The organism is Paraburkholderia phytofirmans (assembly GCF_046028095.1).
In the GTDB taxonomy this organism is placed as follows: Bacteria; Pseudomonadota; Gammaproteobacteria; order Burkholderiales; family Burkholderiaceae; genus Paraburkholderia; species Paraburkholderia phytofirmans_A.
On record NZ_JAQQDJ010000006.1, the window covers coordinates 293305 to 318370 of the forward strand.

The 25066-nt window shown below is 65.1% G+C and carries 18 protein-coding genes and 1 pseudogene; 10 read left to right on the forward strand and 9 right to left on the reverse strand.

Annotated elements, in window-relative coordinates; all coding sequences use genetic code 11:
• Positions 1-101 precede the first annotated feature (101 nt).
• Positions 102-2732: a mechanosensitive ion channel domain-containing protein gene (locus tag PQR54_RS19610; protein WP_408248535.1), complete on the forward strand. Its 2631-nt coding sequence runs from the start codon at positions 102-104 to the stop codon at positions 2730-2732.
• A gap of 54 nt (positions 2733-2786) precedes the next feature.
• On the opposite strand, the gene PQR54_RS19615 is transcribed toward PQR54_RS19610, so the two are convergent.
• Complete coding sequence (locus PQR54_RS19615; protein ID WP_408248685.1) at positions 2787-3356, reverse strand: cysteine dioxygenase family protein; 570 nt, start codon at positions 3354-3356, stop codon at positions 2787-2789.
• A 237-nt stretch (positions 3357-3593) separates the two neighbouring features.
• Between PQR54_RS19615 and PQR54_RS19620 the strand changes: the two genes are divergently transcribed.
• Positions 3594-4067 (forward strand): Lrp/AsnC family transcriptional regulator, encoded by a 474-nt coding sequence (locus PQR54_RS19620; RefSeq protein ID WP_041758868.1) that lies wholly within the window; start codon positions 3594-3596, stop codon positions 4065-4067.
• A gap of 202 nt (positions 4068-4269) precedes the next feature.
• Positions 4270-4479, forward strand: a complete 210-nt coding sequence (locus tag PQR54_RS19625) for a hypothetical protein (protein WP_408248537.1) — start codon at positions 4270-4272, stop codon at positions 4477-4479.
• Positions 4480-4505: 26 nt separating this feature from the next.
• Here PQR54_RS19625 and PQR54_RS19630 read toward each other — a convergent pair whose 3' ends face one another.
• Positions 4506-7064: an FUSC family protein gene (locus PQR54_RS19630; protein ID WP_408248687.1), complete on the reverse strand. Its 2559-nt coding sequence runs from the start codon at positions 7062-7064 to the stop codon at positions 4506-4508.
• A 214-nt stretch (positions 7065-7278) separates the two neighbouring features.
• Here PQR54_RS19630 and recC point away from each other — a divergent pair, with 214 nt between their 5' ends.
• From recC to PQR54_RS19645, 3 genes are read left to right on the forward strand one after another with little or no spacing between them, the layout of a single operon-like run.
• Positions 7279-10653, forward strand: a complete 3375-nt coding sequence (gene recC / locus PQR54_RS19635) for an exodeoxyribonuclease V subunit gamma (protein ID WP_408248538.1) — start codon at positions 7279-7281, stop codon at positions 10651-10653.
• Positions 10650-14342 carry an exodeoxyribonuclease V subunit beta gene (gene recB / locus PQR54_RS19640; RefSeq protein ID WP_408248540.1) on the forward strand — a complete coding sequence of 1231 codons (3693 nt, stop codon included), beginning with the start codon at positions 10650-10652 and terminating at the stop codon, positions 14340-14342. The genes recC and recB overlap by 4 nt, the downstream gene beginning before the upstream one ends.
• Positions 14339-16426, forward strand: a complete 2088-nt coding sequence (locus PQR54_RS19645) for an AAA family ATPase (RefSeq protein WP_408248542.1) — start codon at positions 14339-14341, stop codon at positions 16424-16426. The genes recB and PQR54_RS19645 overlap by 4 nt, the downstream gene beginning before the upstream one ends.
• Before the next feature lie 23 nt (positions 16427-16449).
• Here the strand turns inward: PQR54_RS19645 and PQR54_RS19650 are convergent, their stop codons facing one another.
• Positions 16450-17091, reverse strand: coding sequence for a VC0807 family protein (locus PQR54_RS19650; RefSeq protein ID WP_408248544.1), 642 nt, complete (start codon positions 17089-17091; stop codon positions 16450-16452).
• 153 nt (positions 17092-17244) lie between these two features.
• Here PQR54_RS19650 and arfB point away from each other — a divergent pair, with 153 nt between their 5' ends.
• Positions 17245-17649, forward strand: a complete 405-nt coding sequence (arfB, locus tag PQR54_RS19655) for an alternative ribosome rescue aminoacyl-tRNA hydrolase ArfB (RefSeq protein ID WP_408248546.1) — start codon at positions 17245-17247, stop codon at positions 17647-17649.
• On the opposite strand, the gene PQR54_RS19660 is transcribed toward arfB, so the two are convergent.
• Positions 17646-18965, reverse strand: a complete 1320-nt coding sequence (locus PQR54_RS19660) for an EAL domain-containing protein (RefSeq protein ID WP_408248548.1) — start codon at positions 18963-18965, stop codon at positions 17646-17648. The two genes, arfB and PQR54_RS19660, sit on opposite strands and share 4 nt — an antisense overlap.
• Positions 18966-19506: 541 nt before the next feature.
• Between PQR54_RS19660 and PQR54_RS19665 the strand changes: the two genes are divergently transcribed.
• A complete protein-coding gene (locus PQR54_RS19665; protein ID WP_106313988.1) occupies positions 19507-19797 on the forward strand; it encodes a putative quinol monooxygenase in 291 nt (96 codons plus the stop codon).
• Between the two features lie 75 nt (positions 19798-19872).
• Here the strand turns inward: PQR54_RS19665 and PQR54_RS19670 are convergent, their stop codons facing one another.
• From PQR54_RS19670 to PQR54_RS19680, 3 genes are all read right to left on the reverse strand, one after another.
• Positions 19873-20130: a hypothetical protein gene (locus tag PQR54_RS19670; RefSeq protein WP_007182306.1), complete on the reverse strand. Its 258-nt coding sequence runs from the start codon at positions 20128-20130 to the stop codon at positions 19873-19875.
• Positions 20131-20386: 256 nt separating this feature from the next.
• Positions 20387-20626, reverse strand: a complete 240-nt coding sequence (locus tag PQR54_RS19675; protein WP_408248550.1) for a hypothetical protein — start codon at positions 20624-20626, stop codon at positions 20387-20389.
• Between the two features lie 250 nt (positions 20627-20876).
• A complete protein-coding gene (locus PQR54_RS19680; RefSeq protein WP_408248689.1) occupies positions 20877-21596 on the reverse strand; it encodes a YdcF family protein in 720 nt (239 codons plus the stop codon).
• Positions 21597-21862: 266 nt separating this feature from the next.
• Here PQR54_RS19680 and PQR54_RS19685 point away from each other — a divergent pair, with 266 nt between their 5' ends.
• A complete protein-coding gene (locus PQR54_RS19685) occupies positions 21863-22186 on the forward strand; it encodes a hypothetical protein (protein WP_408248552.1) in 324 nt (107 codons plus the stop codon).
• 352 nt (positions 22187-22538) lie between these two features.
• Here the strand turns inward: PQR54_RS19685 and PQR54_RS19690 are convergent, their stop codons facing one another.
• Together PQR54_RS19690 and PQR54_RS19695 are read right to left on the reverse strand one after the other, a co-directional pair.
• The gene (locus PQR54_RS19690; RefSeq protein ID WP_106313984.1) at positions 22539-22793 is read right to left on the reverse strand and encodes a hypothetical protein; all 255 of its coding nucleotides are present in this window, start codon (positions 22791-22793) and stop codon (positions 22539-22541) included.
• A 294-nt stretch (positions 22794-23087) separates the two neighbouring features.
• Positions 23088-23483, reverse strand: a pseudogene (locus PQR54_RS19695) (transposase); the annotation flags it as partial.
• 409 nt (positions 23484-23892) lie between these two features.
• Between PQR54_RS19695 and PQR54_RS19700 the strand changes: the two are divergent.
• Positions 23893-24795: a LysR family transcriptional regulator gene (locus PQR54_RS19700; protein WP_168793445.1), complete on the forward strand. Its 903-nt coding sequence runs from the start codon at positions 23893-23895 to the stop codon at positions 24793-24795.
• Positions 24796-25066: the final 271 nt, after the last annotated feature.

Here is a 25066-nt window from a genome sequence, read left to right on the forward strand (position 1 = left end):
CCTGGGTCCGCGCAAGCGTCCTAACATTCGGTTACGCAAGTTCGCTCGCTCCCGATATAACTGCGGATACACTGGCGTCTCCCGTTTTCTTACGGATTGCCATGCAGTCATGCCCGTCGCGGCGTGAGTCCGAGGCTGCGCCGTCCAACGGCGGGCAGCCGGCGACCCACGCCGCCTTTCATTTTTCTTCTGACCGTAGCGCATGCGAGGCCCGCCGCGGCGCGCGCCCGCTACTCGCCGCGCGGTTCGCCGCATGGGCAGCCGCGGTGTTTGTCGCGCTGATCCTGTGTGTCGGCTTATTGCCCACGAACGCGCGTGCAGCCGGCGCCCCCACCGCCACGCCCGTCATCCCGGCCTTGCAGAGCCTGATCAACAGCGCGACGGTCTCGGCGACGCCCGCGTCCGCCGCTTCAGGCGCTTCGGCGGCGGAGGCCGCGTCCGCGCCGTCGCCGGCGAGTCAGGCGGAATTGGCGCACTCGCTCGACAGCGTGATTTCCACGCTCGACAACGACCGCCAGCGCACCGCGCTCGTCGCTCAACTCAAGAAATTACGCGACGTCTCGCAAAACGTCGCGCCGCCCGCGCCTGCGCAACCGAGCCCCGGCTTGCTTGGCGCGATCGCGTCGGGCATCGCCTCGTTCGAATCCGACGTGCATCAGGGCCGCACGCCGGTCCGCTATTGGGGCGGCCGCTTCAACGCGGCCGGCAACGAGCTCTACACGATCATTTCGGGGCAGGGGCACGAGAGCTTCGGGCGGATTCTGTTTTCGATGGCGGCCATGCTGGCCGGCTGGGGCGCCTGTGCCGGCGCGCTGATCTATGTGCAGCACCGCCTGTACCGGCGCTTCGGCATCGTCATGGGACTGCAGCCGAATCCCACCACGCGCGAACTGCTGATCTTCGCGCTGCGCCGCGTCGGACCCTGGATCATCGCCTTCGTGGCGGCGTTGCTGTTCGTGCGCGCCATGCCCGACGCGCTCGGCCGTACGCTCGGCATGGTGGTCGCGTATGCGATCGTCGCGGGCGCGGTGTTTTCGGCGATCTGCCTGATCATGTTTTCGCTGTTCGGCTCGGGGCATCGGCGGATCGCGGTGCGCCTGCTGATCGATCATGCGCGGCGCGTGCTGTTCGTGGTCGGCGTGTGCGGCGCGCTCGGCGACGCCGCCGTCAATTACGACGTCGCGCATCAGCTCGGCTCGAACCTCGCCGCGCTGATTTCGACGGCGGCCAACATGACGGCCGCCGTGCTTACCGGCTATTTCGCGCTCGCGTTTCGCCGGCCGGTCGCGCATCTGATCCGCAATCGCCCTTACGAGCAGCGCACCAATCACAAGGCCGCCACCGACGCCTTCGACGTGCTCGCCGCGCTGTGGCACGTGCCCGTGCTGGTGCTGGCCACCGCCTCGGTAGTCGCCACGCTCGGCGGTTCGGGCTCCAGTGAAAACGTGCTGCAGATTTCAGTGGTAACCGCGGCCTTGCTGGTGCTGGCGTTTTTCCTGTCGGCCGTCGTGTTGCGTCTGACGCGTCCGCGCAGTGCGCGCACGCGTCGCCGCTCACCGTATCTGACGCGCTTGCTGCGCTTTTTCGGCACGCTGCTGACGCTCTTCATCTGGCTGTTCTTCTTCGAACTCGCAGCGCGTTTGTGGGGCGTTTCGCTCGCCGCGGTGGTCGAGGAAAACGTCGCCGCGCGCGGTATCGCGCATGCGGTGACGGCGATCGTCGCCACCGTGTTCATTGCCTGGCTGCTGTGGATTCTGGTCGACACGGCGATCACCGAGGCGCTCAACCCCGCCGGGCCGCGCAACAAGGCGCGCGCGCCGAGCATGCGCGCCCGCACGATGCTGCCGCTGGTGCGCAACGTCTTGCTGGTCTCGATCATGACGATCGCCGGCATCGTCACGGCGGCGAATCTCGGCATCAATGTCACGCCGCTGCTGGCGGGCGCCGGCGTGATCGGGCTCGCGATCGGCTTCGGCGCACAGTCGCTCGTGACCGACCTGATCACGGGGCTGTTCATCATCATCGAGGATACGATTTCGGTGGGCGACTGGATCGACGTGGACGGCGGCCATGCCGGCACGGTCGAGCATCTGTCGATCCGTACCGTGCGGCTGCGCGACGGCCAGGGCGCGATTCACGCGATCCCGTTTTCGCAGATCAAGATCGTCAAGAACCTGTCGCGCGATTTCGCGTATGCGGTGTTCGAAGTGCGCATGTCGTTCACCACCGATGTCGATCAGATCACGCAACTGATTCGCGAAGTCGGCGCGGATCTGATGGCCGACTTCCGTTACCGGCGCGAGATGCTTGGACCGATCGAGGTGTGGGGGCTGGACCGTTTCGATCCGAACTGGATGGTCGTGAAAGGGCAGATCAAGACGCGGCCGTTGCAGCAATGGAGCGTGGCGCGCGCCTTCAATCTGCGTCTGAAGCGCAAGATGGATGAAGCGGGCATCGAGATTCCGGTGCCGCAGATGCGCGTGTACACATCGTCGAAAGATAGCGACGGGCAGCCTTTGCAGGACGACGAGGTGTCGGGATTCGCTCCGCATTCGCATCCGCATGAGCATGTGCAAAGCGGGGCGGCGTCGGCGGCGCGGGCGGTGCATGCGCCGCTCGCCGTGGCGCGCGATGTATCGCATGAACCGCGGCCCGCGCCGCCGCCGACCGGGGAAACCGCGCCGATTCCGCCGCAGATTCCGACGGCGGGTGAGGCGGGCGGGAAGAGTTGATGGCTGCCGGGAGCGGGAAGTGGGTCTTTTGTGGCCGCGCCGCCGCGTGTCGTTTCAGGCCAGCGACGGCACATTCGCCGTACGCACGATGTCGTTGACGTGTGTCGCGATCTGCGCGCCCGCGACGCCATAAATATGCAGCGAAACGGCCGGCGCCTCGCTTTGATTACCCAGTTGATGAATCCCGCCGCGGCCGCCGCGCACGAACGACACCGCGCCCCGCTTGCGCGCCTGCGTACGCGTGGCGCTCGCGCAATGCTGCGCGCCGTTCCATTCGAAAACCGTTTCGCTCAGCGTGCCATCCACCACCGCGTAGCCGCACCACGTGTGATGGGCATGAACGGGGCTCGCCTGTTGCGGCAGCCACACCAGCGCGGCGATTGCATAGCGGCCGCGCGGATCGGCTGCCAGCAGATGACGCCGGTACTTCTCGACCGAGCCCTCACGCTGCGCCGCCGTGAGCAAATCGGGGTTCCCCGCGGCGGCGGCGAGCGCAATGCGCATGCTGCGCGCGAAGAAGGTCGAATCCGACGGTTCGGGGAAGTGAGCGCAGGCGTCGAATATCGCATCCAGGGCATCGCAGAGGCGCGCGAGCGGCGCGTTGCGCACGGCGCGCAATAGCACGTCCACCTGTTCGAGCGAGCCCGCCTGAGCCGTTTTGACGGGTTGCAAGCGTTGGGCGGGAAGGCGTTCGAGCGGTGCGGAGCGGAGGTCTTGGCTCATGTTGATCAGGCAGCGGCTGGGCTGCTCATCGGTTATTTTCGGATAACGATATTTATACCGGTTTGCCTGGAGAAAGAGTTTCCATATAATTCCCCCTGGAATCTGAAAAGTAGAATAATTTCCTATGGGGGTGTCATGATGGGAATGGATATCATCGACCGGAAGCTGTTGGAGCTGCTGCAGGAGGACGCGACCATGCCGATCGCCGAACTGGCGCAACGCGTGAATCTGTCGCAAACGCCGTGCTGGAAGCGGCTGCAGCGTCTGAAAGAGGCGGGCGTGATCCGCGCCCAGGTCGCCCTTTGCGACGCGCGCAAACTCGGCGTGGGTACGACAGTGTTCGTCGCGGTACGCACCAACCAGCACACGGAGGAGTGGGCGCGAACCTTTACGCATGCGGTGCAGGAAATTCCGGAAGTGGTGGAGGTGTACCGGATGAGCGGCGAAACCGATTACCTGCTGCGCGTGGTGGTATCCGATATCGACGACTACGACCGTGTCTACAAGCAACTGATCGCCGCGGTGCCGCTGTATGACGTGAGTTCGAGTTTTGCGATGGAGCAGATCAAGTATTCGACGGCGCTGCCGGTGCGGCCGGCCGTGGTGAGGTAGATGGAAGGCTGCGGGTGCGTCGTTTGCTGCTCTTCAAACAGCGAGCCGTGCGACGCGCCTGGCAGCGGTTGGAGCTTCCCGGCAAGCTCACAAGTCCATGCCACTGCGCCCGCCCACTGCAAGCCGTGTGCAAGCTCAGTGGGCGTAGAATGCCGCCTTCCCAGACACCATCCGCGACTGCTTCGCGAACCGAGCCCGCCTCATGAACAAACCGCCGCGCAAGAAGAACCCGACCTTTGGCATTGCTGTCTTCATCGTGGTGGCGGTATTGCTGGTGATCGCCACGCTTTTCTATAACGCCATCAAGGAAAAGCACGATTTCGACAGCCAGAATGCAGCGGCGCCGTCCATTTCATCGGATGCGGCCGCAGCGGCCACTGCCGCCAAACCGGCAAGCGGCGCGGCCCAATAGGGCGACGTGCGCATTCACGCGCCATTTCACTCGTCCGGCAGACGAATCACGCTCGCATCCTTGCGAATCTGCGCCGCCGCCGACAGCATCTGCTTGCACTGATGGGCGAGCAATTTCATGTCATGGACGGCATCCGCCGAATAGTCCGGCGACTTCTCCGTTTCGACCACCATCGCATCGAGTTCACGGCCCAGCAGTTTGATCTGCTCGCTTTGATCGGCGGCTGGCGCGGTGCCGCTTTCAGCTTCGGTGAGATTGTCGCGCACGACGCTCAGCGCGCGTTGCAGCGGCTGTAGCGAGACGCCGTCGACCTGCTGTTGCGCCGAAGTGCGCAAGAGCGGCGCGGCCGCGGTGATCTGCGAGGCGAGCACGTGACTGCGCACCAGCAGCCCATTCAACTCCGGCACGAACTTCTGCGCGGACTTCGGTTCGAGCATCATGCGCTGAAATGCCTGACCCAGATTGGCGAACGCCACGTGAACGTTCTTGCGGGCGAGCCGGTAGCGGTAGTCGCGATCGAGTGCGGTCGCGGCCGCTGCGGCGGCCGCGGAGGCGCCGGAGACGGGTTTCGCGGTCGGATTGCTGACGGTGGTCGTGCCCGCGCTGGCGCCGGCGTCGGCAACGGGTTTTGTTGTTGCGTCGACCGACGCTGTAGCCACCGCATTAGCGACACCGTGTGCGCCGGCGTTCGCGTTGCCACCTGCACCAGCGCCGGCGTGACCGCTTGCAATGGTGCCGCTGCCACCGCGTGCCCCACCACTAGCCGCCACCAACACCGGCTCACCAAAGTCGATCGCCGGATCGGCCATCGCCGCCGCCGGCGCACGCGCCCCGGCTTCGGTCACGGTCGCCACCACCGCGGCGGCCGGCTTGCCGCTCCACCACCAGCTTGCTTCCAGATACTGGCGCGTCGCGTTGATCATGTTGTTGACGAGCTTGCCCATCAAACGATATTCCCAGTACGGGAACAGGTGGCTTGCCGCGATCGCGATCGCGCAGCCCACCACGGTATCGATCGCGCGCTCGCCGATGATGCGCATGCTGCCCGGCGCGAGCAGATGGAACATGAGCAGCACATACGACGAGGTGAACACCACGCTCGCCGTGTAATTGAACAGCAGCAGGCTGTAGCTCATGACCATCGACGCGAACATCACCACCAGCAGAATGTGCGGTTCCTTGACGAAGATCATCAGCGCGATACTCGCCGCGCAGCCGATCAGCGTACCGACGATCCGCTGCCCGTTGCGCTGTTTGGTCAGCGAATAGCCGGGCTTCAGAATGATGACGGTGGTCATCACGATCCAGTAGGCGTTGGTGAGCGGCAGCAGGCGGCCTAGCCAGAAGCCCACGGCGACGGCGATCGTCACGCGCAACGCGTGACGGAAGCTCGGCGAGGCCATGGTCAGGTTCGAGAAGATCTGCCCGAACGGCACGCGCCGGCTCGATACGAAACGCGTGAGCGCCTGGTCGAGTCGCAATTCGGTCTCGCTCGTGCTGGGCTCGCTCGAGAGACTCTTGCGCATTTTGTCGATCAGTCGCGTGGCGCTCCAGACGCGCCGGAAAGTCGACGAGATCGCTGAATAAGCCTCGTGGTTTTTTGCCGGCAGATCCTGCTTGCGCATCAGTTCGATTTCGAACTCGATGGCGCGCAACTCCGCCTTCACGTTCACGCGCCCACGCGGCGCATGGTTCTGCAGCACCGCGAGGCCGATCTCTTCCAGATCGGCAGCCGCCTTGCGAATCAGATCGCGGTAGAACACCAGCAGATCGGAGCCGCCGAACGTAGTGCGCACCAATGGATAATCGGTATGCGCGCCGACGAACAGTTCGTGCAGATCGACGGTGTTGATGAACAGATTGAACAGCATGGCGCGGCGCGGTTCGAGCTTGCCGCTTTTGAACCTGGGCAGATTGCGCAGCACGATGTCGCGCGCGGCGTCCTGGCGTTCCACCGCGGTGATCTGCTTGTCGACGAGGTTGCGATAACACTCGTCGAGATCGTTATCGAGGTCGTAAAACTCGGCGCGCGCCAGCAGATAGTCGGCGCACGCGAACACGCTTTCGGCCAGCGCCTGCTGTTCGATGCGATGCATCATCCAGCGGCTCACGAAGGTCGACCAGTAGGTGTACCAGAGGCCGCCCACCAGAATCCACGACGCGTTGACGAGCGCCTGCATGGGCGTGAAGTGCTCTTCCAGCGTCATGATCATCATGAACAGCGTGGCAAAGCTGATCTGCGGCCAGCGGTTGCCGTAAACGACGATCAGGGACAGCAGGAAGGTGAGCGGCACGACCGTGCACCACAGCGCCACCGCGTTCACCGTGGCGAGCCCGGTGGCGAGCGCGGACAGGAAACCGATCACCGTGCACGCCAGCATCTCGTTGTGCTTGTACTTGAGCGGGCCCGGCATATCCACGACGCACGCGCCGAGCGCGCCGGTCGCGATCGTGAAGCCGAGCTCGCGGTCGTGAAACACGATCAGACACAGTACCGCCGGTAACGACACGCCAACTGCGATGCGCAGGCCGCCATAAAAGTACTGGCTATAGAGGAATTTTTTTATTTCAACCGAATAGCGCATCGACTGCCTGGATTCCATTCACTGAGAAAACCGCGGTTGATGGGGCAGACCCGGGGCAGCCCGAACTGCCGTCGAGTCTAACTGATTTCATGGCTGATCTGACCTCGTCCGTTCGGCCAGGTTCTGCCCTGGGGATGCGTTTGTTATGCTGTCGCTTCAATGTCTGTCGCGGCTCGTGGCGTTCCGCCCGTGCCGCCCGCAAGCCTCAGGATCCATGCTCCAGCTCTTCTACTCGAATCGCTACGAAACCCTTGTCGGCGCGCTGCTCGACAACCTGGCACAAGCGCCGTCCGATCCCTGGACCGCGCAGCCGGTGATCGTGCCGAGCGCGGCGGTGCGGCGCCGGCTCGAGCTGGACATTGCCGCGCGCCAGGGCATCTGTGCGAATGTCAACTTTGGTTATCTCGCGCAATGGCTATGGGCGCAGATCGGCGGCGTGATCGAGGTGCCGAAGCATTCGCCGTTCGCGCCGGACCGGCTCGTGTGGCGCTGCTACCGGCTGCTAGGCGATGCTGACGAAGCGCTGCCCTGGAATGCGTCACCACGTTTGCGGACGTATCTCGATGCGGCGGACGCGTCCATGCGCTACGAACTCGCGCGGCGCGTGGCGACCGTACTCGACCACTATCTGACCTATCGCCCGGAATGGCTGTTGCAATGGCAGAAGGGCGGCTCGATCTTCGCGAGCGGCGCGATGGACGACACCGGTCCGCGCCTCGTCGGTGCAAGCGAAGCGGCGCGCGAGGATGAACGTTGGCAAGCGGCATTGTGGCGCGCGGTGCTCACGGAACTCTCGGGCGACGCGCAAACGCCCGCCGCCGCTTTACCGCCTGCTTATCGTTTTCTCGACGAAATCGGCAAGCTCGATCTCGAGGCGATTTCGAATGCGCAGTGGCCCGAAGCGGTCAGCGTGTTCGCGCTGCCGACCATGCCGCCGTTGCACGTGGCGTTGCTGCGCGCGCTCTCGCGTTGGGTCGACGTGCGGCTGTACGTGATGAATCCGTGCCGCGAGTTCTGGTTCGACGTCGTCAGCGCAGGGCGCGTCGAAGCGCTCGACGCCGCCGGCCAGCTCGACTATCAGCAAGTCGGCCATCCGCTGCTCGCCGAGTGGGGCCGCCAGACTCAGGCGCAATTGCACATGCTCCACGAGTTGACCGAGAGCGCTGCTTCAGGCGAGGTCGGCGACTTCACGGAGAATCCAGAGCCGAGTTGGCTGGCCGCCGTGCAGAACGGCATCCTCAATCTGCAGGACGAGACTGAGGCTGACGAATTGCCGATCGAGAGCGGCATCGAAGTGCATGTCTGCCACAGCCTGTCGCGCCAGCTCGAAGTGCTGCACGATCGTCTGCTCGGCTGGTTCGACGAGTTCGACGACCTGCAGCCGTCCGACGTGCTGGTCGCCGTGTCGGATCTCGCGGCGGCCGGTCCTTTGATCGACGCCGTGTTCGGCACCACGCCGCCTGGCGACACGCGCCGCATTCCGTATCGGATTACCGGCTTGCCGCCGTCGCAGGCCAATCCGGTTGCGCGTTTGCTGCTCGATTGGCTGGCCTTGCCCGAGCGCAGCGTGGGCGCGCCGGATCTGATCGAATGGCTGCGCGTCGACGCGATTGCCGTGCGTTACGGCATCGACGCGAGTTCGCTCGAAGCCGCGCAGGAATGGCTGGCCGCGGCAGGCGCGCGTCGCGGGCTCGCGCCGGTCGAGCCGACCGGCGAACACGTGCCGATCGCCCGTCATACGTTCGCGGATGCACTCACGCGTCTTTATCTCGGCTACGCAATGCCGGACGGCGGCGAACCGGTCGATGCCTGGCTGCCGGTCGAAGGCGCCGACGGCTCGGGTGCGGAACTGCTCGGCCGCCTGTCGCGTTTCGTCGACGACATCGACAGCTTCGCGGCGAATTGCGCGATCGAGCGTACGCCCTCCGAATGGACGCAACTGTTGCTCGAAACGCTCGCGCAATGTTTCGACGGCGGCGTCGAGTTCGCCGATTCGCTCGCCGCCGTGCGCGATGCGATCGACAAGATGGGCGACTCGATGCAAGCCGGCGCGCAAGAAGTGGCGATGCCCGCCGCAGTGGTGCGCGGCGCGCTCACCGAAGCACTCGACGACCCCGCGCGCGGCGGCGTGCCTTGGGGCAGCGTAACGTTTTCCTCGTTGACGAGTTTGCGCGGCTTGCCGTATCGCGTCGTCTGTCTGCTCGGCATGGACGACGGCGTGTTGCCGAGTCTCGCGCGCGCCGACGAGTTCGACCTGATGGCCGCGTTCGGCAAAGCCGGCGACCGTCAGCGGCGCGACGACGAGCGCAATCTGTTCCTCGATCTTTTGCTCGCCGCGCGCGATCGTCTCTTCATCGCTTATACGGGCCGCAGCATTCGCGACAACGCGCCGTTGCCGCCGGCCGCGCTGGTCGACGAATTGCTCGACCATCTCGCGCAGGCGTCGGCGGGCGAGGGCGCAAGTCCCGCGGAAGTCGAGCGCGCGCGGCATGCGTTCATCGTCGATCATCCGTTGCAGGCGTTCGCGTCGGACTATTTCTCGTCGCAATCCGGGCTGTTCAGCTACGACGCGGACCGCGCCGAGCTGGCCACGTTGCTGGCCGCGCCCACGCACGCAGCTGCGGCGCCGTTCTTCGATCGACCGTTGCCGCCGGAAGAGCCGGCGCCGATTGCCTTCGACGAATTCGTGCGGTTCTGGCGTCATCCGGCGCGGGCTTTGTTGCGCGACCGTCTGGGCATCGTGTTGTCGGAAGCACAAGGCGAATTGCTCGACACCGAGCCGTTCGACCTGGACTACGCGGGGCGCGACGCATTGGCGGACCGTCTTTTGCCCGTGCTGCTCGACGTCGATACGGACGACGATGTCGTGTTCGAACGCGTGCGCCGTGTGGCGGCAGCGAGCCCGGAATTGCCGGGCGGTGCGACCGGCGCAGTGTGGCGTTCGCGCGAACTCGGCGCGTTGCGTCAACTAGCAGACAGCGTGCGGCGCGAGGTGGCTTCGGGTGTCGAGCGTTTGCCGTTCGTACTCGACATCGCGCCGCGCTGGCCCGAGAGCGAAGAGCTTGCCGGCGCGCTGTTCGGCCCGCATGACGCGCTGCTTCGGCAAGCCGCCGAAACGCCGCTGCAACTGCACGGCAGTCTGAACCTGCTCACCGAAACGGGACAAGTGATTTTCCGCTACGCCAAACCTACCGCACGCGACTACCTGTCGGCGTGGCTCGCGCATCTGGTCTATTGCGCCGCGCGGCCGGACGGTCCGCGCCGCACCGTATGGCATGGCAGCGGCGAGAGCTTTGAACTCGCGCCGGTCGCTGCGCCGCTCGACGAACTGGCGCCGCTCGCTGCGTTGTTCAAGGCAGGGCGCATGCTGCCGCTGCGCTTCTTCCCGAAGAGCGCGTGGACCAAAGTCAGCGAAAGCGATTCCGCGGCGCAGAGCGTGTGGATCAATGACCGCGTGCGCGGCGAGTCCGACGACCCCGCCCTGCGCATTGCATTGCGCGGCACGCCGCTCACGCTCGACGAACCGTTCGGCAGCCTCGCCGCGATCGTGTTCAGGCCGCTCCTGCAGCATCTGCGGAGCGCATCATGAGCGGCGCCATGAAGCATCACGCGCTGGTCGCCGAAGAGCTGGACGTCTTCGCCTGTTCGCTCGACGGCGTGAATCAGATCGAGGCGTCGGCGGGCACCGGCAAGACCTGGAATATCTGCGCGCTGTACGTACGGCTGCTGCTCGAAAAGAACCTGAACGCCGATCAGATCCTCGTCGTCACGTTCACTAAGGCGGCGACTGCGGAGTTGCATGAGCGCATTCGCGGGCGTCTCGCGGAATTGGATCGTGCCATCGATATGGATGACGACGGCGGCGATCCGTTCATCCGCCGTCTCTTTGAAACGACGCTGGCGCCGGAGCGGGGCATTGCGCGCGAAGACGCGTTGAAAGTGGTGCGGCGCGCGCTGCGCACCTTCGACCAGGCGGCGATCCACACCATCCACGCATTCTGTCAGCGCGCGTTGCAGGAAGCGCCGTTCGCCGCGGCCATGCCGTTCGCCTTCGAAATGGAAGCCGACGACGCCGCCTTGCGCTTCGAAATGGCGGCTGATTTCTGGCGTGAGCAGGTGGAGCCGGTGGCGCATGCGCATCCTGCGTTCGCCGCGTGGCTGGTGGCAAAACGTGCCGGTCCCGCTTCATTCGACGAGCAACTCGCGCGTCGGCTGAAAAAGCCGTTGGCGCAGTTGCGCTGGGGCAAGGTCGACGCAAGCGGCACGGGCGCCGATCCGCAAGCCGGGTTCGACGCTGCCTGCGAGGTCTGGCATGCGGAGCGCGATGCGATCGTCCGTTTGTTGACCGAGGCGCAAGACCGTCTGAGCAAGACCTCGCACAAGCCCGACCATGTGAGCGCCGCGATCGCCGCATGGACCGAGTACTTCGCGCAGGGCGATTGTCATGCGCCGCCGCCGAAGGCCGCGTTGAAGCTGACTGCTTCGGCGTTGAAGAAGGCTACCAAGGTCAAGTTCGAGCCGCCCGAACATGCGTTCTTCGAACATGCGGAAGCGCTGGCGGCGGCCGTGGTCGCAGCGGAAGCCGCGCAACGCGCGCGCTGGCTCTCGCTCGTGCAAACCTGGCTCGACTACGCGCCGGCCGAACTGGTGGCGCGCAAACGCACGCGCCGCGTGGTGTCGTTCGACGATCTGCTGTCCAACCTGTATCGCGCGCTCGCGGCGCATCCCTGGCTTGCCGATGCGTTGCGCACGCGTTATCCCGCCGCGTTGATCGACGAGTTCCAGGACACCGATCCACTGCAATTCGCGATCTTCAGCCGCATCTTCGCGCCGGCCGGTCCGCTGTTTCTGGTCGGCGATCCGAAGCAGGCAATCTACAGTTTTCGCGCGGCGGATCTGCATACCTATCTGGCGGCGCGCGAGGCGGCATCCGCGTGCTACACGCTGGCCGTCAATCAGCGCTCGACCGCGCCCATCGTCGAGGCGTGCAACCGGCTTTTCGAAGCCAATTCACAGGCATTCGTGCTGGACGGTCTCGACTACCAGCCGGTGCGCGCGGGCGAACGGCGCAGGCCGCCGTTCTCCGATCCGGACGCGAGCGCCGGCGACTTCCGTATCTGGACCTTGCCGCAAGGCGACGCCGCGCTGACCAAACGCGAGGCGCAGCGCGAAGCGAGCGAAGCGTGCGCCGCCGAGATCGTGCGTCTGCTGCGCGGCGCGCGCGAAGGTCTGGTCACGATCGGCGACTCGCCGCTTGCACCGGGCAACATCGCGGTGCTGGTGCAAACGCATAAGCAGGGCAGTCTGATCAAACGCGTGCTGGCCGCGTGGGGTGTCGGCAGTGTGGAGCTGGCGCAGGCGTCGGTGTTTGCGACGCTCGACGCCGAGCAGATCGAGCGCGTGCTGGCCGCCGTCGATACACCCGGCGATCTGCGCCGTCTGCGCGCCGCGCTGGCCACCGATTGGCTCGGCCTCGACGCCGCCGCGTTGTGGCGACTCGAGCAGGTCGCCGACGCGCCATCGGTTGCCGACGATCCCGCGCACGCCGCCGACGCGATGGGCTGGGTCGAGCGTTTCTCGCGCTATCGCACGCTGTGGCATGAGCGCGGCTTCGCGGTGATGTGGCGCACGCTGATGCGTGAGCTGCGTGTCGCGCAACGACTGGTTGCCGCAGCGGATGGCGAGCGCCGTCTGACGAACGTGAATCACCTGGCCGAACTCGTCCAGGCGCGCGCGGCCACGCAGCCCGGCATCGCGCCGACCTTGCGCTGGCTCGCCGCGCAGCGCACGCAGGGCGGTGGCGAAGACGCGCAGTTGCGGCTCGAGTCGGACCGCAACCTCGTGCAGATCGTCACGGTCCACAAATCGAAAGGGCTCGAATACGCGGTGGTGTTCTGTCCGTTCCTGAACGACGGCGGGTTGCGCGAGCCGCCGTCGTCCGGTTTGCCGGATGCGCGCGAGTATCACGACGACATGGGCGACGCGGTGCTGCACTACGGTTGCGACGACGAAGAAGCCGAGCACGCGTCGCGCTACGCGGTGCGCGAACAGGCGGCGGAACGGGCGCGGCTCGTCTACGTGGCGTTGACGCGCGCGGTGTACCGCTGCTATCTGGTGGCCGGTACGTATCAGTCCTCGCGCTCCACGAAGGAGTCGCGCCGCAGCGTGTTGAACTGGCTCGTGGCCGGCGAGGGTCACGATTTCGGCGACTGGCTCGCCGAGCCGCCCGACGAAGCCGCCTTGTCGGCGCGCTGGCAGGCACTGGCGGGCGGGCCGATCACGCTCGCTGCGCTGCCGAGGCCGGAGCGCCGCGTGCCGCTTGAAAGCCTGCAGGATCGCAGCGCGCGCATGCAGGCGCGGGCCAATCGCAGGCCGTTGCGCGATCAGTGGCGCATGGCGAGTTTCAGCGGGCTGATCGCCGCCGGCAGTAAGAGTGAAGAGACGCACGCGCCGGTGGAAGAGGTGCGTCCCGATCACGACGAGATCGCCGATGCGCTGGTTGTCGCGCCCACACCCACGCCGCAGGCTCCGGCCTACGCCGAGGACGACATCCTCGCGTTTCCGCGCGGCGCCGCTGCGGGCGATTGTCTACACCGCATGTTCGAGCTCGCTGACTTCACCGACCCGCATACATGGACCGACGCCATTCGCGGCGCGTTGCGCGAGCGTCCGGCGCCGGCTGTGCCTGAACTCGCTGCACGTCTGCCCGCGATGATGCACAACCTGCTCAGGGACTTGGTCACCACCGAACTGCAGCCCGGCATGACGCTCGCCGGGCTGAATCCGCGCCGGCGCCTGAACGAGCTCGAATTTCTGTTCGCCGCACCGTCGCTGGATTTCCCCGCGTTGCGCGAACTGTTGATCGAGCATGGCTATCCCGACGTCGCACTGGAACCCGGCGTGTTGCGTGGGTTCGTCAAAGGATTTATCGACATGATCGTCGAGTACGACGGACGTTTCTGGATCGTCGACTGGAAGTCGAATCATCTGGGCGATACCGCCGCCGACTACGCCGCCGCTCCGCTCGAAGCGGCTATGGCGAGTCATGCGTATCACCTGCAGGCGCTGCTTTACACGGTCGCGCTGCATCGTTATCTGAAAACGCGAGTGCGCGATTATTCGTACGACACGCATATCGGCGGCTATCTGTATCTGTTCGTGCGCGGCGTGCGTCCGCATTGGCGCGATGCCGACGGGCCGGCGGGCGTGCACATGCGGCGGCCCGCATTCGAACTGGTTGCGTTGCTCGATGCGGCCATGATCGGGGGTGTTGCATGAGCACGTTCGAACAGAGCGCATCGGCGCCGCCTGAGCTCGACGACATTGGCGTGAGTCTGCCCGCGCCGGCGGATTTCAGTATTGCGCTCGCCGAAGGTTTCGCGCGCCGCATCGCTGCGCTGGCGCGGCGTGGCGGCGCGTCGGCCGAGGCGGTCAAGTGGGCGGCGCGGAGCGCGTTCGCCGCGAGCCGCGCGACGGCCGAAGGCCATGTATGCGTGCCGCTCGCGGTGCTGGCGCGACGCTTCGAGGCGTCGAGCGCCGAAGTGCGCGCCGCACTGTTCGCGAGCGGCATGGCGAGCGATGGTTCGCAAAGCTCGGCGGCGTTGCGGCCGCTGGTGGTCGATGGGCAAGGGCGGCTGTATCTGGCTCGCTATTACGACTACGAGCGGCGGCTTGCGCGCGCGTTGGTGGCGCATGCGCGAGCGGGAGAGGGTGTTGAGCGATTGGCCGATGCCCAGACCCTCCACGAGCGTCTCCTGCGCTACTTCGGTCCGCCGAAGGACAACGAAGTCGACTGGCAACGCGTCGCGGCGGTCATGGCGCTGTCCGGGCAACTCACCATCGTCAGCGGTGGACCTGGCACCGGCAAGACCACTACCGTGGTCGGCGTGCTTGCCTGCCTGCTCGATGCGCGCGCGGATTTGCGCATCGCACTCGCGGCCCCCACCGGCAAAGCCGCGCAGCGCATGCAGGAGGCCTTGCTCGCGCGGGCCGGCGATTTGCCGCCTGAACTCGCCGCGCGTTTGCCGCAGACGTCGTACACCTTGCACCGTTTGCTCGGCTCCGGGCCGGGAGGACGCTTCCGGCATCATCGGGACAATCCGCTGCCTTACGACGTCGTCGTGATCGACGAGGCGTCGATGATCGACGTCGCCATGGCCGCGCATCTGCTCGACGCCATCGCCCCGCAGACTCGTCTCGTGATGCTCGGTGACAAGGACCAGCTCGCCGCCGTCGAGGCCGGCGCGGTGTTCGCCGAACTCAGCGCGCGCCCGGCTTTTACGCAAGGTGGTTTGCAGCGTATCGCCGACGCGCTCGGCATCGACGATTCGCAACTCGCGCAGGCATTGCCGGGCGCGTCGCGGAGCTTTGGCGAGGAGCCAGCAGATTTTTTCGCGCAGCCCGATGCGCCTGACGACGATCTGTTCGCACACGCGGACTCAGCTGGTGCTTTCGACGAACTACCCGTTGGTGACCTTTTCGAAAGCGCCGCGCCACCGCCGTCGCACATAGCCACGGCGTCGCCCATGCAGAACCCGCTCGCCGATTGTGTCGTCTGGCTCGAGCGCAACTATCGGTTTGGCCTGGAGTCGCCCATCGGGCGCCTGTCGCTCGCGATTCGCAACGGCTCGGCGAGCGCTGCGCTCGACGTCCTGCGCACCGATCCCACGGAAACGTGCGCAGCGGCGCTTTACGAAGACATGCACGCGACGCTTGCCGAGCGCACCGTCGCACGGCTCGCTACAGGTTTCGCGCCGTACGCCGACGCGCTTGCCACAGCGCTAGCAGCCGAAACACCCGACCCGTTGCCGCTGTTCGACGCGTTGAACCGTTTTCGCATTTTGTGCGCGACCCGTTCCGGACCGCGCGGCGTCGATCAGGTGAATGCGGCGATGGCGGCGCAGGTCCGGCGTGCGGCGGGCGTGACGCTGGCCGTGGGCGCGCAGTGGTTCGCCGGCCGTCCCGTAATGGTGACGCGCAACGATTACGCGCTCGGTCTCTTCAACGGCGACATCGGCATTGCGCTGCCGGGCGCGAACGGCGCGTTGCGCGTGTATTTCCGGACCGGCGATGGCGGCTTGCGAGCGGTATCGCCGGCGGCGCTGCCGCCGCACGACACGGCGTTCGCGCTCACGGTCCACAAATCGCAGGGCTCGGAGTTCGAGCACGCGGTGCTGATGCTGCCGTCGGTATTCAGCCGGGTGTTGTCGCGCGAACTGGTGTACACGGCGATCACCCGCGCGCGTGAGCGGGTCGAAGTGATCGGCGCGCGCGCCGTGCTGGCGCAGGCCATTGCGACGCCGACGCAGCGCGACTCGGGGTTAGCCGCGCGGATAGCGGAGGTGTGGCGCGGTGCTGAATAGCGCCCATTTCGCGCCAAACCCGCTCAACCTGCCGCGCCACCCGACTGCACGCCCACCTCGACCCGGCCAGGCATGGTCTTCCGATACCAGAACGTCCACAACGTGAGGCCGCCATAAATGCCGTAGCCGATAAACGGCGAGACTACGAGGAAGCGCTCGATCGGCCACGTGAGTGCCATCCACGCACGCAGCGCCGTCTCGCCGGTCAGGCCGACGCCCCACACCAGCGTCATCAACCGCATCGCGCTGACGAGCGCCGGCCGCTCCTGCCACAGAGCCTCGAAGCGCGCCGCGCCGCCTTCCATTTCGCGCGCGACGGTGGCGCGCGCGAGATAGAAGATCAGCGGGCGGCGCATCGGCAGCGAGAGCAGAAACACCACGCCGATCGCGCCGGATACCAGCGACTCGCGCAACAGCAGCATGCGCGGACTTCCGCCGAGCGCCATCGCCGCGACCGAGAGCACGATGCCGGCCACCACCATCACGCTGAGCGCGTCCACGCGCCGGAAACGCACGAGTTCGATCAGACTCCAGACGATCGGCGGCACGGCTGACGCGATCAACGCGCCGGTCTCGCCCAGATGCGGCAGTGCAAGCCGGTAGGCGAGCCACGGCAAGAGAAAGTTGACAGCCAGTTCCAGCACAAATCCTGGACGGAGTTTCATGTGAATTTACGCTGTAAGCGAAAAACGCAGTATCGATGAACTGGCCGCGGCGACGCAAATAGTTTTTCGCATCGGCAGACGCGCTCGATAGTCCGTAGTCGGTGATCGGCCGCGCGCTGTGTACACTCATGTTTCCCGATTCAAGCTCGCGTCATGACATCCCGCTATCCCATCCCGCTGAACGAAATCGAACTGACCGCAGTGCGCGCGCAAGGAGCGGGCGGCCAGAACGTCAACAAGGTGTCGAGCGCCATTCATCTGCGCTTCGATGTGCAGGCTTCGTCCTTGCCGGAAGTGTTGAAAATGCGCCTGCTCGCGCTGTCCGATCACCGGCTCACGCGCGACGGCGTGGTGATCATCAAGGCGCAGGAGCATCGGACTCAGGAGATGAACCGGGCGGCGGCGCTGGCGCGGCTCGATGAACTGATCGAAAGCGTCAGCGTGACACGCAAGCCGCGCGTCGCAACCCGGCCGACGCGCGCGTCGAACCGGCGGCGCCTCGACGGCAAAGCCAAACGCAGTGAGATCAAATCCGGCCGCGGCCGGGTGGACGATTAGCGCTTGCTGCCGCGTCCCGAAGGACGCGTAACGGCAGTCGTGGCGGTCGGCACGAAATCGACGCACAACACATGCGGGCCGTCATGCTCGAAGGCGAGGGCCGCGGTGTAGCAGTCCTGACCGTCGGCGAGCGAATAATGCGGACCCATCATCGCGACGCGCCCCGGCGCGGCGAGCGCGTGCTTGAAATAGGCGCGCCGCGACCAGTTGCTGCGCGTATCGGTATAGAGCGGCGCAAGCCGCAGCGGAGGCGGCGGCACCGAGGCGGCCGTGACCGAGGGCAAAGTTTGCTCACCTTGCCCGTCGGTGATGAACACGCGGCGTGCTTCGCGCAGATGCCAGACCTTTTGCGCCGCCTGGCGCAAATCGCCGGTGGCCTTGTAGGTCTCGGCGGCGCTCAGGACCGCTTCTGCGAAACCTTCGAAACCGAGCCGCTGGTGGCCGGCGTGCGCGCGTTCGTAGTCGGCGAACTTGCTCCACATCGATTCGATCAGCGCCGGCACCTTGGCGCAGGCCGCCTGCACGGAACTCTTCGGCTGACCGAGCCAGAAACCCTGCACGAAATCGACATCGGCCTCCATCAGAATCATCAGCTCTTCATCGGTTTCGACGCCTTCGGCCAGCACCAGCGTGCCGGACTGATGCAGCATCGAGACCAGATGGCCGATCATCGAGTCGTCGCCTTCGCGCTTGCCGGCGCGCGCGACCAGCGAACGATCGAGTTTGACGATGTCCGGGCGGAAGCGCCACACGCGGTCGAAGTTCGAGAAGCCGGTGCCGAAGTCGTCTATCGCGATCAGGAAGTCGCGCGGCTGCGAGGCGGCGAGCATGCTGGCGACGGCGGATTCGTCGTCCGCGGGCTGCTCGAGCACTTCGATCACAATGCGTTCCTGCGGCAGACCGAAGTGCGCCGACAGTTCGTCGATAAACGCGCGTTGCGGCCAGCCGGTTTCGAACACCTGCGGGCGCGTGTTCAAAAACAGCCAGCCGGTGCTGATGCCTTGCTCCATGAAATTCGCCACATGCAGGCAGCGCGCGATGCGATCGAGTTCGCGGGCGTCGGCGGCTGAGCGGGTGCCGGAAAACAGCACGTCGGGCGAGACCGGCAAACCGACTGGATCGAAGGCGCGCAGCAAGCCTTCGTAGCCGACCACGCGCTGGTGCGTCACCGACAGCACCGGCTGGAACACGCTATGCAAAGTCAGCGCGCGCCACGTCGCGGTCCAGCCGGACTCGTCCCGGACCAGATGCGGGAGCAGGCCGCTCAGGGTCAATTCGCTGACTGATGGCATAAAGGCAGGTAAGAGAGCGGACATGGCGACATCGCGGCAAGCGGGTGACGGGACGCGCCAGGCAATTCGGCACGCAACGGATGCACGGCCCGCGCGTGCGCAGGGCAGCTCGGATAAAGCCCGGGAACGCGGAGAGCGATGCCAGCCATGCTGGGCTCCGGCGAATTAGTCAAAACCAGTCTAACAGCTTGCAATTCGCGTGAATGTGCGGGTTATCACAGAGGCGGGGTCATATCCGCGGTGATGCCGATCTCCACGCCAATCGGCCGTCCGGCGTGAGTTTGGCGCCCGTTCGCCGCCCGTTTGCCGCCCGTTTGCCGCGCGCCAAACCAGTTGCGCCCTGGCGCAATCAATCGCCTGTATGAAACCGAGCGTAACAGGGCGGCAAGCGGACACCCGCCAAACTCCAGGCAAGGACGGAACTCATACGGATGGATGCCCGAACCGTCTATTGGTCAGCGCAAACGACGGCGGAACAGGCACGCCGCTGGTTTGCGCGCGGGCCGCCTGCAGCTTTGGCGAGCGCCGGGTATGCTGCTGCTTTTCGCGAAAAGGAAGATCAGACATGTCGGAAATCGCGGTGGTCGCAATCTCGGTGGCGAAGCCGGGCTATGAAGAGCAACTGCGGCAGGCGCTCGAAGGGCTCGTCGGGCCGACGCGCAAGGAGCAGGGCGCGCTTCAGTACGATCTGCACCGCGACCTGCAGGAGCCGCGCCGGTTCGTATTTGTCGAGCGTTGGGAAAGTCAGGAAGCGCTGGCGGTGCATGCGAAATCGGCACACATCGAGGCGTACAGGAAAGCGGTGGCGGACTGGGTGGAACACGCGGAGATTCGCGTCGTGTCGAAAATCGCCTGATCCTTCAGGCGAATTGCAAAGCGGCGAGCGCACTGCCGGGCACGATCAGCCCGGTACGGCGCTCGCCGTTTGTCTTTAATGCGTGGCTTGTGGAACGTCGAGAATAAGGATGATGGTCCAGTCGGCGTCGCCATCATGGTGATACTGGCGTTCCGCGACGATGAACGGCTGCTGCTTGCCGTCCGGGCCGAGAAACAGCACGTCGCCTTCCATCGGCAGGCATTCGACGGGCGGCAGCGCCAGAAACGCTTCCTGACCGCCGCGCGGCATCAGTTTTTCGATTTTGCGAGATGCTGCTTCAGTCCATTCGATATCAAGCTGGATGTTGCTCATGCTGTCCTCCGCACCAAGGTGCGCACGGGTTAGGGGATTCCGGCCAGGCGCCGGGCGGTGCGCGACTTTAGCACACCGCCAGCCGGGCGCCGCGAGGCCTCGAGCCGCCGGCGCTGGCCAGCTCGGCGCGCCGCGCTGCTCCGCGTCTGGCGAGTCCATCGCCAGATCATTAAACAACAAAAAAGCCGAAGCCGGCGGTGCCGGCTTCGGCTTTTCACCTTCGCGGCGCGGCCGCAGGTGAGTCGGGTAATTGCGCTCAGGAGCCGGCGTCAGCCTTGGGAGCTTTCTTGTGATGCATGCTTCCCTTGTGGTGTTTCATCGGCGCAGCCGGTGCGCTATCCATTGCTTGCTGCCGGTTTTGCAAATCTTGCGCACGCTGCTCGACGTCGGCGGCCTTGGCCGGATCGGTGCTCATCATGACGCCGTTGTCCTGCGCATATGCCGCGCCCGTTACGGCACTGAGGGAAACCAGGATCGCCAGGGACACTTTCTTCATTGCTACCTCCGCAGAGTGGTTGTGGACCCGAGTACTTGCCTGTCCAAACGGAAAGACAATGCATTCTAGTCAGCAATATCCGCTCCAACGGAGGGTTTTGTAACTGCAATGACAATTCGTTACATCTGGTTACGCCCCGGCGTCAATTCCGATGCGCGGTGACCTGGCGCGGGAGAGTCACGATGACGTATCGGCGCTCAAGCGCATTATTGGGATCTCTAAATAATCGTTCTGTAATGCGGATTGAATTTCAGAACCAGCCGATCGCGCGGTAGACATGAAATTGCGCGATGCCAATCAATTCGTGCAACGCGATCTCCGCACTCGCCAGATTGTCATATCGCGGTAGTACACCGAGACGTGCGCCTATTGCGTTCGAGATCATCGGCTGCGGCGCGAGGCCGAAGCGGTGGAAGTCGAGCAAGGCGCGCGGCATCTGATAGGCCGAGGTGATGAGGATCAGCGAATCGTAACGTGAGCCCTGCACAATGCCGGAGACGTTGCGCGCGTTTTCGTAGGTCGTGAGGCTTCTGTTTTCCAGCACGATGTCAGCGCGCGGCACCTGTCGGCGCAGCAGGTAAGGCAGATACGTGTCGGCTTCGGTCGCGTGATGCCGCTGCGGATTGCCGCCGCTCACGATCACGTGGCAGGTATCGGCCGCGCGTTTGCAGGCGGCGTAGTACTCGGCGCTGGTCGCAATGCGCGCAAGCACGTCGCGCGGCGGCATGAGGACGTGGTCATCGCCATAGATCGTGCCGCCGCCCAGCATGATGATCGCGGTGCGCGGCGCGAACGTAGCGGGCGTCTCCGTCCGCCAGTGCGGTTGCGCCAACCGAAGCAAGGGTGCGGTGAGCCAGCCGGCGGCGAGCAGCCAGAAGAAGGCGACCGTGCAGATGGCGAGAGGGCGGCGGGCACCCTTCCATAGCACGATTGCTGCAAAAAAAAGCGCTAATAAAGTGAATAGAATCAATTTAAATGGGGTAACGTATGTCTTTCGGGACAAATCCACGGGCCTGCTATCGCGCCGCAGCGGTTGCATCGCCGGCTCCTGGACAGAACGCTAACATGCCGTTCAGACGGGGGTTCCGAAAACGAGACCAGGCAGCACCTGGCGGAATTCGACTGCACACGTTGCAGTCAGCTTCCAGCCAAGGGCGGGTGCTACGCGCGTCACTGGTGGCGCGGTGACGTGTTGGGCATAAATGTGTCATAGCTGCACTTTAAGAAAGAAGTGAGATGACCACGTATTCCAACGAAGCGGTACTTGAAGCGCTGCGGCGGGCGCAATATCGCCAGGTCCCATGGGCTAGAAGGCCGGGTGTATTCCAGTATCTTCGCGCACTAGGCTTGATGGACACCGTTCGGCAGCGCACTGTCGCGCCGGCTCCCGGTTTCCACGCACCTGTCGATATCGCCGTGCTCACGGAGCGCGGCAGAGCCGAGTTTACGCGGCTCGCCCATGACGAAACTCTGCTCAGCTGGACAGCGCAGCGCATGAACGACTACGTCGTCGCCACCGCCGACACGCGGCCTACCGCGGCGCTCGAAGTCCGGCCTTAGGTCCGGCGGGCTGGCAGGCGTTGTTTCCCGGCCACTTCGAGCGGCTGGCGGTGTCGCCATTGCTCCCGTCTCCGCCTCATCATTGCGCCTGCGCCGCGCCGGGTGTCTTGCGCGCCCGCAGGACCTCTATTTGCGCAACGACACTGCAAAAAAAAGCCCGTATCGCGAGGATACGGGCGTACCGGAATTACTACTGCCACGCTGTGCTAATGGCGTTAAATCAGACTGGTACGAGGCGCGGTGGTTCCCCCAATCATTCAATCTGCGCTACGGAGTTTCGCGAGCACGGCGCACGACTTGCGCACGGCCTGTTCTCGGCCTTTTCTTGGCCTTTACTCAGGTCCAACTCCGCCTAACGCCGGCGCGTCGGATCCTGCCGAGGCGCCTCCGGCCGCGTGCGCACATTGCTGGCGATATCGCCGCGCAAATCTCCGCGCGGCGCCGGCGGGGTGAAGTCCCGGGCGCGCGTATCGCTTTGCTGCCAGGCTTCGATGGTAGCCGGACGATCCGGCCTCCAGTTCCAAGCCTGTTGGCGCTGCTGGGCAAGCGCCGGTGCGGCCATTGATGAAACGACAATGCCGCACAGAAGCAGTGACATTGGTTTCATGCTGAGCTCCCGTCAAGCCGATCGACAAGGCCTGTTTGCATACACATAAGGTATGCCCAGTCACGAAAGCACGCTGTAAGTAATAGTAAATGGATGTTTCACCAGCAACTATCGCGCTGCTTCAGACGTCTGAAGCAGCGCGCAGCAGGCTGGGTGTAACGGGAGGGGACGACTGTGTTGGGCGCGCCGAAGAGCGGTGCCCATGACAGGTACGGCGTGCATGAAAACGCGTCGACCTGGGTTTGATACATGCCGGGCGCCCGCAGGCGCCCGGAGGAAAAGCGGTTTGCGTCAGGCCATCTTGACCGGCGCGCGCCACGATTCCGGATTGGTCCAGAATGCGCCACGCAGGCGGTCACGGCTCGGCGGTGCTGGCGGTTTCGCGGCGGTCGCGCCAATCCGGCCGCGCAGCGAAATTTCACGGCCGCTCGTGCCGAGTCGCTTAACTATTTCGGCGAGCGTACCATCTGCCTGCCACTCGTCGAAACGACGGCGGCAAGTCGGCGGCGACGGATAGCGGCCCGGCAGTTTGGACCAGCCTTCGCCTGTCGATAGCACCCACAGCACGGCGTTGACAACCGCGCGCGCTTCCACGCGTGGCCGACCGCGCCGTTCGCTCCGTGCGGGCTCCGCACAGAACAACGCCTCGACCAGCGCCCACTCGTTGTCTCTCAAATCGTCGAACAGCATCATGTTTCACCTCAGCGAAGCTAACTCCGGTGCGCTGCCCCGCGCCGCGCACTCTCCATGCACTCGATAGGCGAGTGCCAAGGAGGGTCGGGCTTGCCACGGTCTGCTATGCAGTCAGAATCATGGCGCCGACCCTTGTCTGCATCTAAATGCAGGAAGTGTGCCAAGTTGAGTCCAACCGCCTGAAAGCCCTGTGACAGCGGGCCAGCGCGGGCGCTAGCTAGGGGCGTATAAGAATCCAAAAAACCCATCTCGCAAATCGGGACAATCACCAATCTTGTGCAATCAAGCCCGACCAGCGTGCGTTTGCGCCTTATTGCTGCATTGCAGCGAAACTGCGAAAAGCGAATATGGTGCTGTCTTTAGCCTTACAATGCGCATCAAATGATGCAATTGATGAGGTCGGTAAATGAATGTCACGCTGCGCCAGCTAAGGGTTTTCATCGAGGTCGCCCGTTTGCAGAGCTTCAGCCGCGCCGGCGATGAAATCGGCCTGACGCAGTCGGCGGTCAGCCGCTGCGTGCGGGAACTGGAGAGCGAGATCGGGCTCAAGCTGATCGATCGCACCACCCGGGAGGTGCAACTCACGGACGTCGGCGGCAACCTGGTGTCGAGCGTGTCGCGTCTTCTGACGGACCTCGACGACGCGCTGCGCGAGATCCGCGAAATCGGCGAACAGCGCCGCGGACGCGTGGTGGTCGCCGCCAGCCCGACGGTGGCATGCCGGCTCATGCCGCGCGTGGTGGCCTCGTGCGGGCAGCAATTCCCGTATATCGCGCTCGGCTTGCGCGACGACGTGCAGAGCGACGTGGTGCGCAAGGTCAAGTCGGGCGAAGTCGACTTCGGCGTGATCATCGGCCCGTTTTCCGCCGACGACCTGCTCAGCGAATCGCTGATGACGGATTCGTTCTGCGTCGTCTCGCGCGACGATCATCCATTAGCGGCGCAGGAACGGGTGGCGTGGACGGACCTGGACGGCCAGCAGCTCGTGATGCTCGATTACGCGTCGGGGAGCCGGCCGATCATCGACGCCGCGATGCAGGAATACGGCGTGAGCGCCACGGTGGTGCAGGAGTTGGGGCATTCCGCGACTGTTTTTGGGCTGGTCGAGGCGGGCGTCGGCGTGAGCGTGCTGCCTTGGCTGGCCTTGCCCCTGCCGGCGGGCGCCGCGCTGGTGGCCCGGCCGCTCGTGCCGCGCGCGGAACGTACGGTCGAGCTCGTGCGGCGGCGCGATCGCTCACTGTCGCCGGCGGCGGAGGCGGTGTGGGGACTGATTCGCCAGTTGCCGGGCAGGGCGGAGGATTTGAACTAGTTTGTGGTTGGCGGACGTGCGCGATGTTCCTGCGGGTGGCAAATGCGCGGGCGGCGCGGGGAGTGCGATATTCCCGTGGGTGGTGAATGCGCGGTCGTGCAGGCAGGACGATTTTCCCGTGGGCGGCAAAGGTCCAGCCGCGTGACGCGTGCGACGCCCCTCAGGCTCGGCCGGTGCGACGGAACGGTCGGCGCGGCTCTCGAGCGTACGTTGCTTCTTGGACGAACCCGGCCAACCGCCAGCGGCACGGCGCCCGGTCACCTCGCCACGC

Excerpts from the sequence above, each read along its gene's own strand:
- PQR54_RS19700 (WP_168793445.1), top strand. The coding sequence starts at position 23,893 with ATGAATGTCACGCTGCGCCAGCTAAGGGTTTTCATCGAGGTCGCCCGT.
- PQR54_RS19650 (WP_408248544.1), bottom strand. The coding sequence starts at position 17,091 with ATGAAACTCCGTCCAGGATTTGTGCTGGAACTGGCTGTCAACTTTCTC.
- PQR54_RS19645 (WP_408248542.1), top strand. The coding sequence starts at position 14,339 with ATGAGCACGTTCGAACAGAGCGCATCGGCGCCGCCTGAGCTCGACGAC.
- PQR54_RS19690 (WP_106313984.1), bottom strand. The coding sequence starts at position 22,793 with ATGAAACCAATGTCACTGCTTCTGTGCGGCATTGTCGTTTCATCAATG.
- PQR54_RS19675 (WP_408248550.1), bottom strand. The coding sequence starts at position 20,626 with ATGAAGAAAGTGTCCCTGGCGATCCTGGTTTCCCTCAGTGCCGTAACG.
- PQR54_RS19665 (WP_106313988.1), top strand. The coding sequence starts at position 19,507 with ATGTCGGAAATCGCGGTGGTCGCAATCTCGGTGGCGAAGCCGGGCTAT.
- recC (WP_408248538.1), top strand. The coding sequence starts at position 7,279 with ATGCTCCAGCTCTTCTACTCGAATCGCTACGAAACCCTTGTCGGCGCG.
- PQR54_RS19610 (WP_408248535.1), top strand. The coding sequence starts at position 102 with ATGCAGTCATGCCCGTCGCGGCGTGAGTCCGAGGCTGCGCCGTCCAAC.
- PQR54_RS19620 (WP_041758868.1), top strand. The coding sequence starts at position 3,594 with ATGGGAATGGATATCATCGACCGGAAGCTGTTGGAGCTGCTGCAGGAG.
- PQR54_RS19660 (WP_408248548.1), bottom strand. The coding sequence starts at position 18,965 with ATGTCCGCTCTCTTACCTGCCTTTATGCCATCAGTCAGCGAATTGACC.
- PQR54_RS19625 (WP_408248537.1), top strand. The coding sequence starts at position 4,270 with ATGAACAAACCGCCGCGCAAGAAGAACCCGACCTTTGGCATTGCTGTC.
- PQR54_RS19630 (WP_408248687.1), bottom strand. The coding sequence starts at position 7,064 with ATGCGCTATTCGGTTGAAATAAAAAAATTCCTCTATAGCCAGTACTTT.
- PQR54_RS19670 (WP_007182306.1), bottom strand. The coding sequence starts at position 20,130 with ATGAGCAACATCCAGCTTGATATCGAATGGACTGAAGCAGCATCTCGC.
- recB (WP_408248540.1), top strand. The coding sequence starts at position 10,650 with ATGAGCGGCGCCATGAAGCATCACGCGCTGGTCGCCGAAGAGCTGGAC.
- arfB (WP_408248546.1), top strand. The coding sequence starts at position 17,245 with ATGACATCCCGCTATCCCATCCCGCTGAACGAAATCGAACTGACCGCA.
- PQR54_RS19685 (WP_408248552.1), top strand. The coding sequence starts at position 21,863 with ATGACCACGTATTCCAACGAAGCGGTACTTGAAGCGCTGCGGCGGGCG.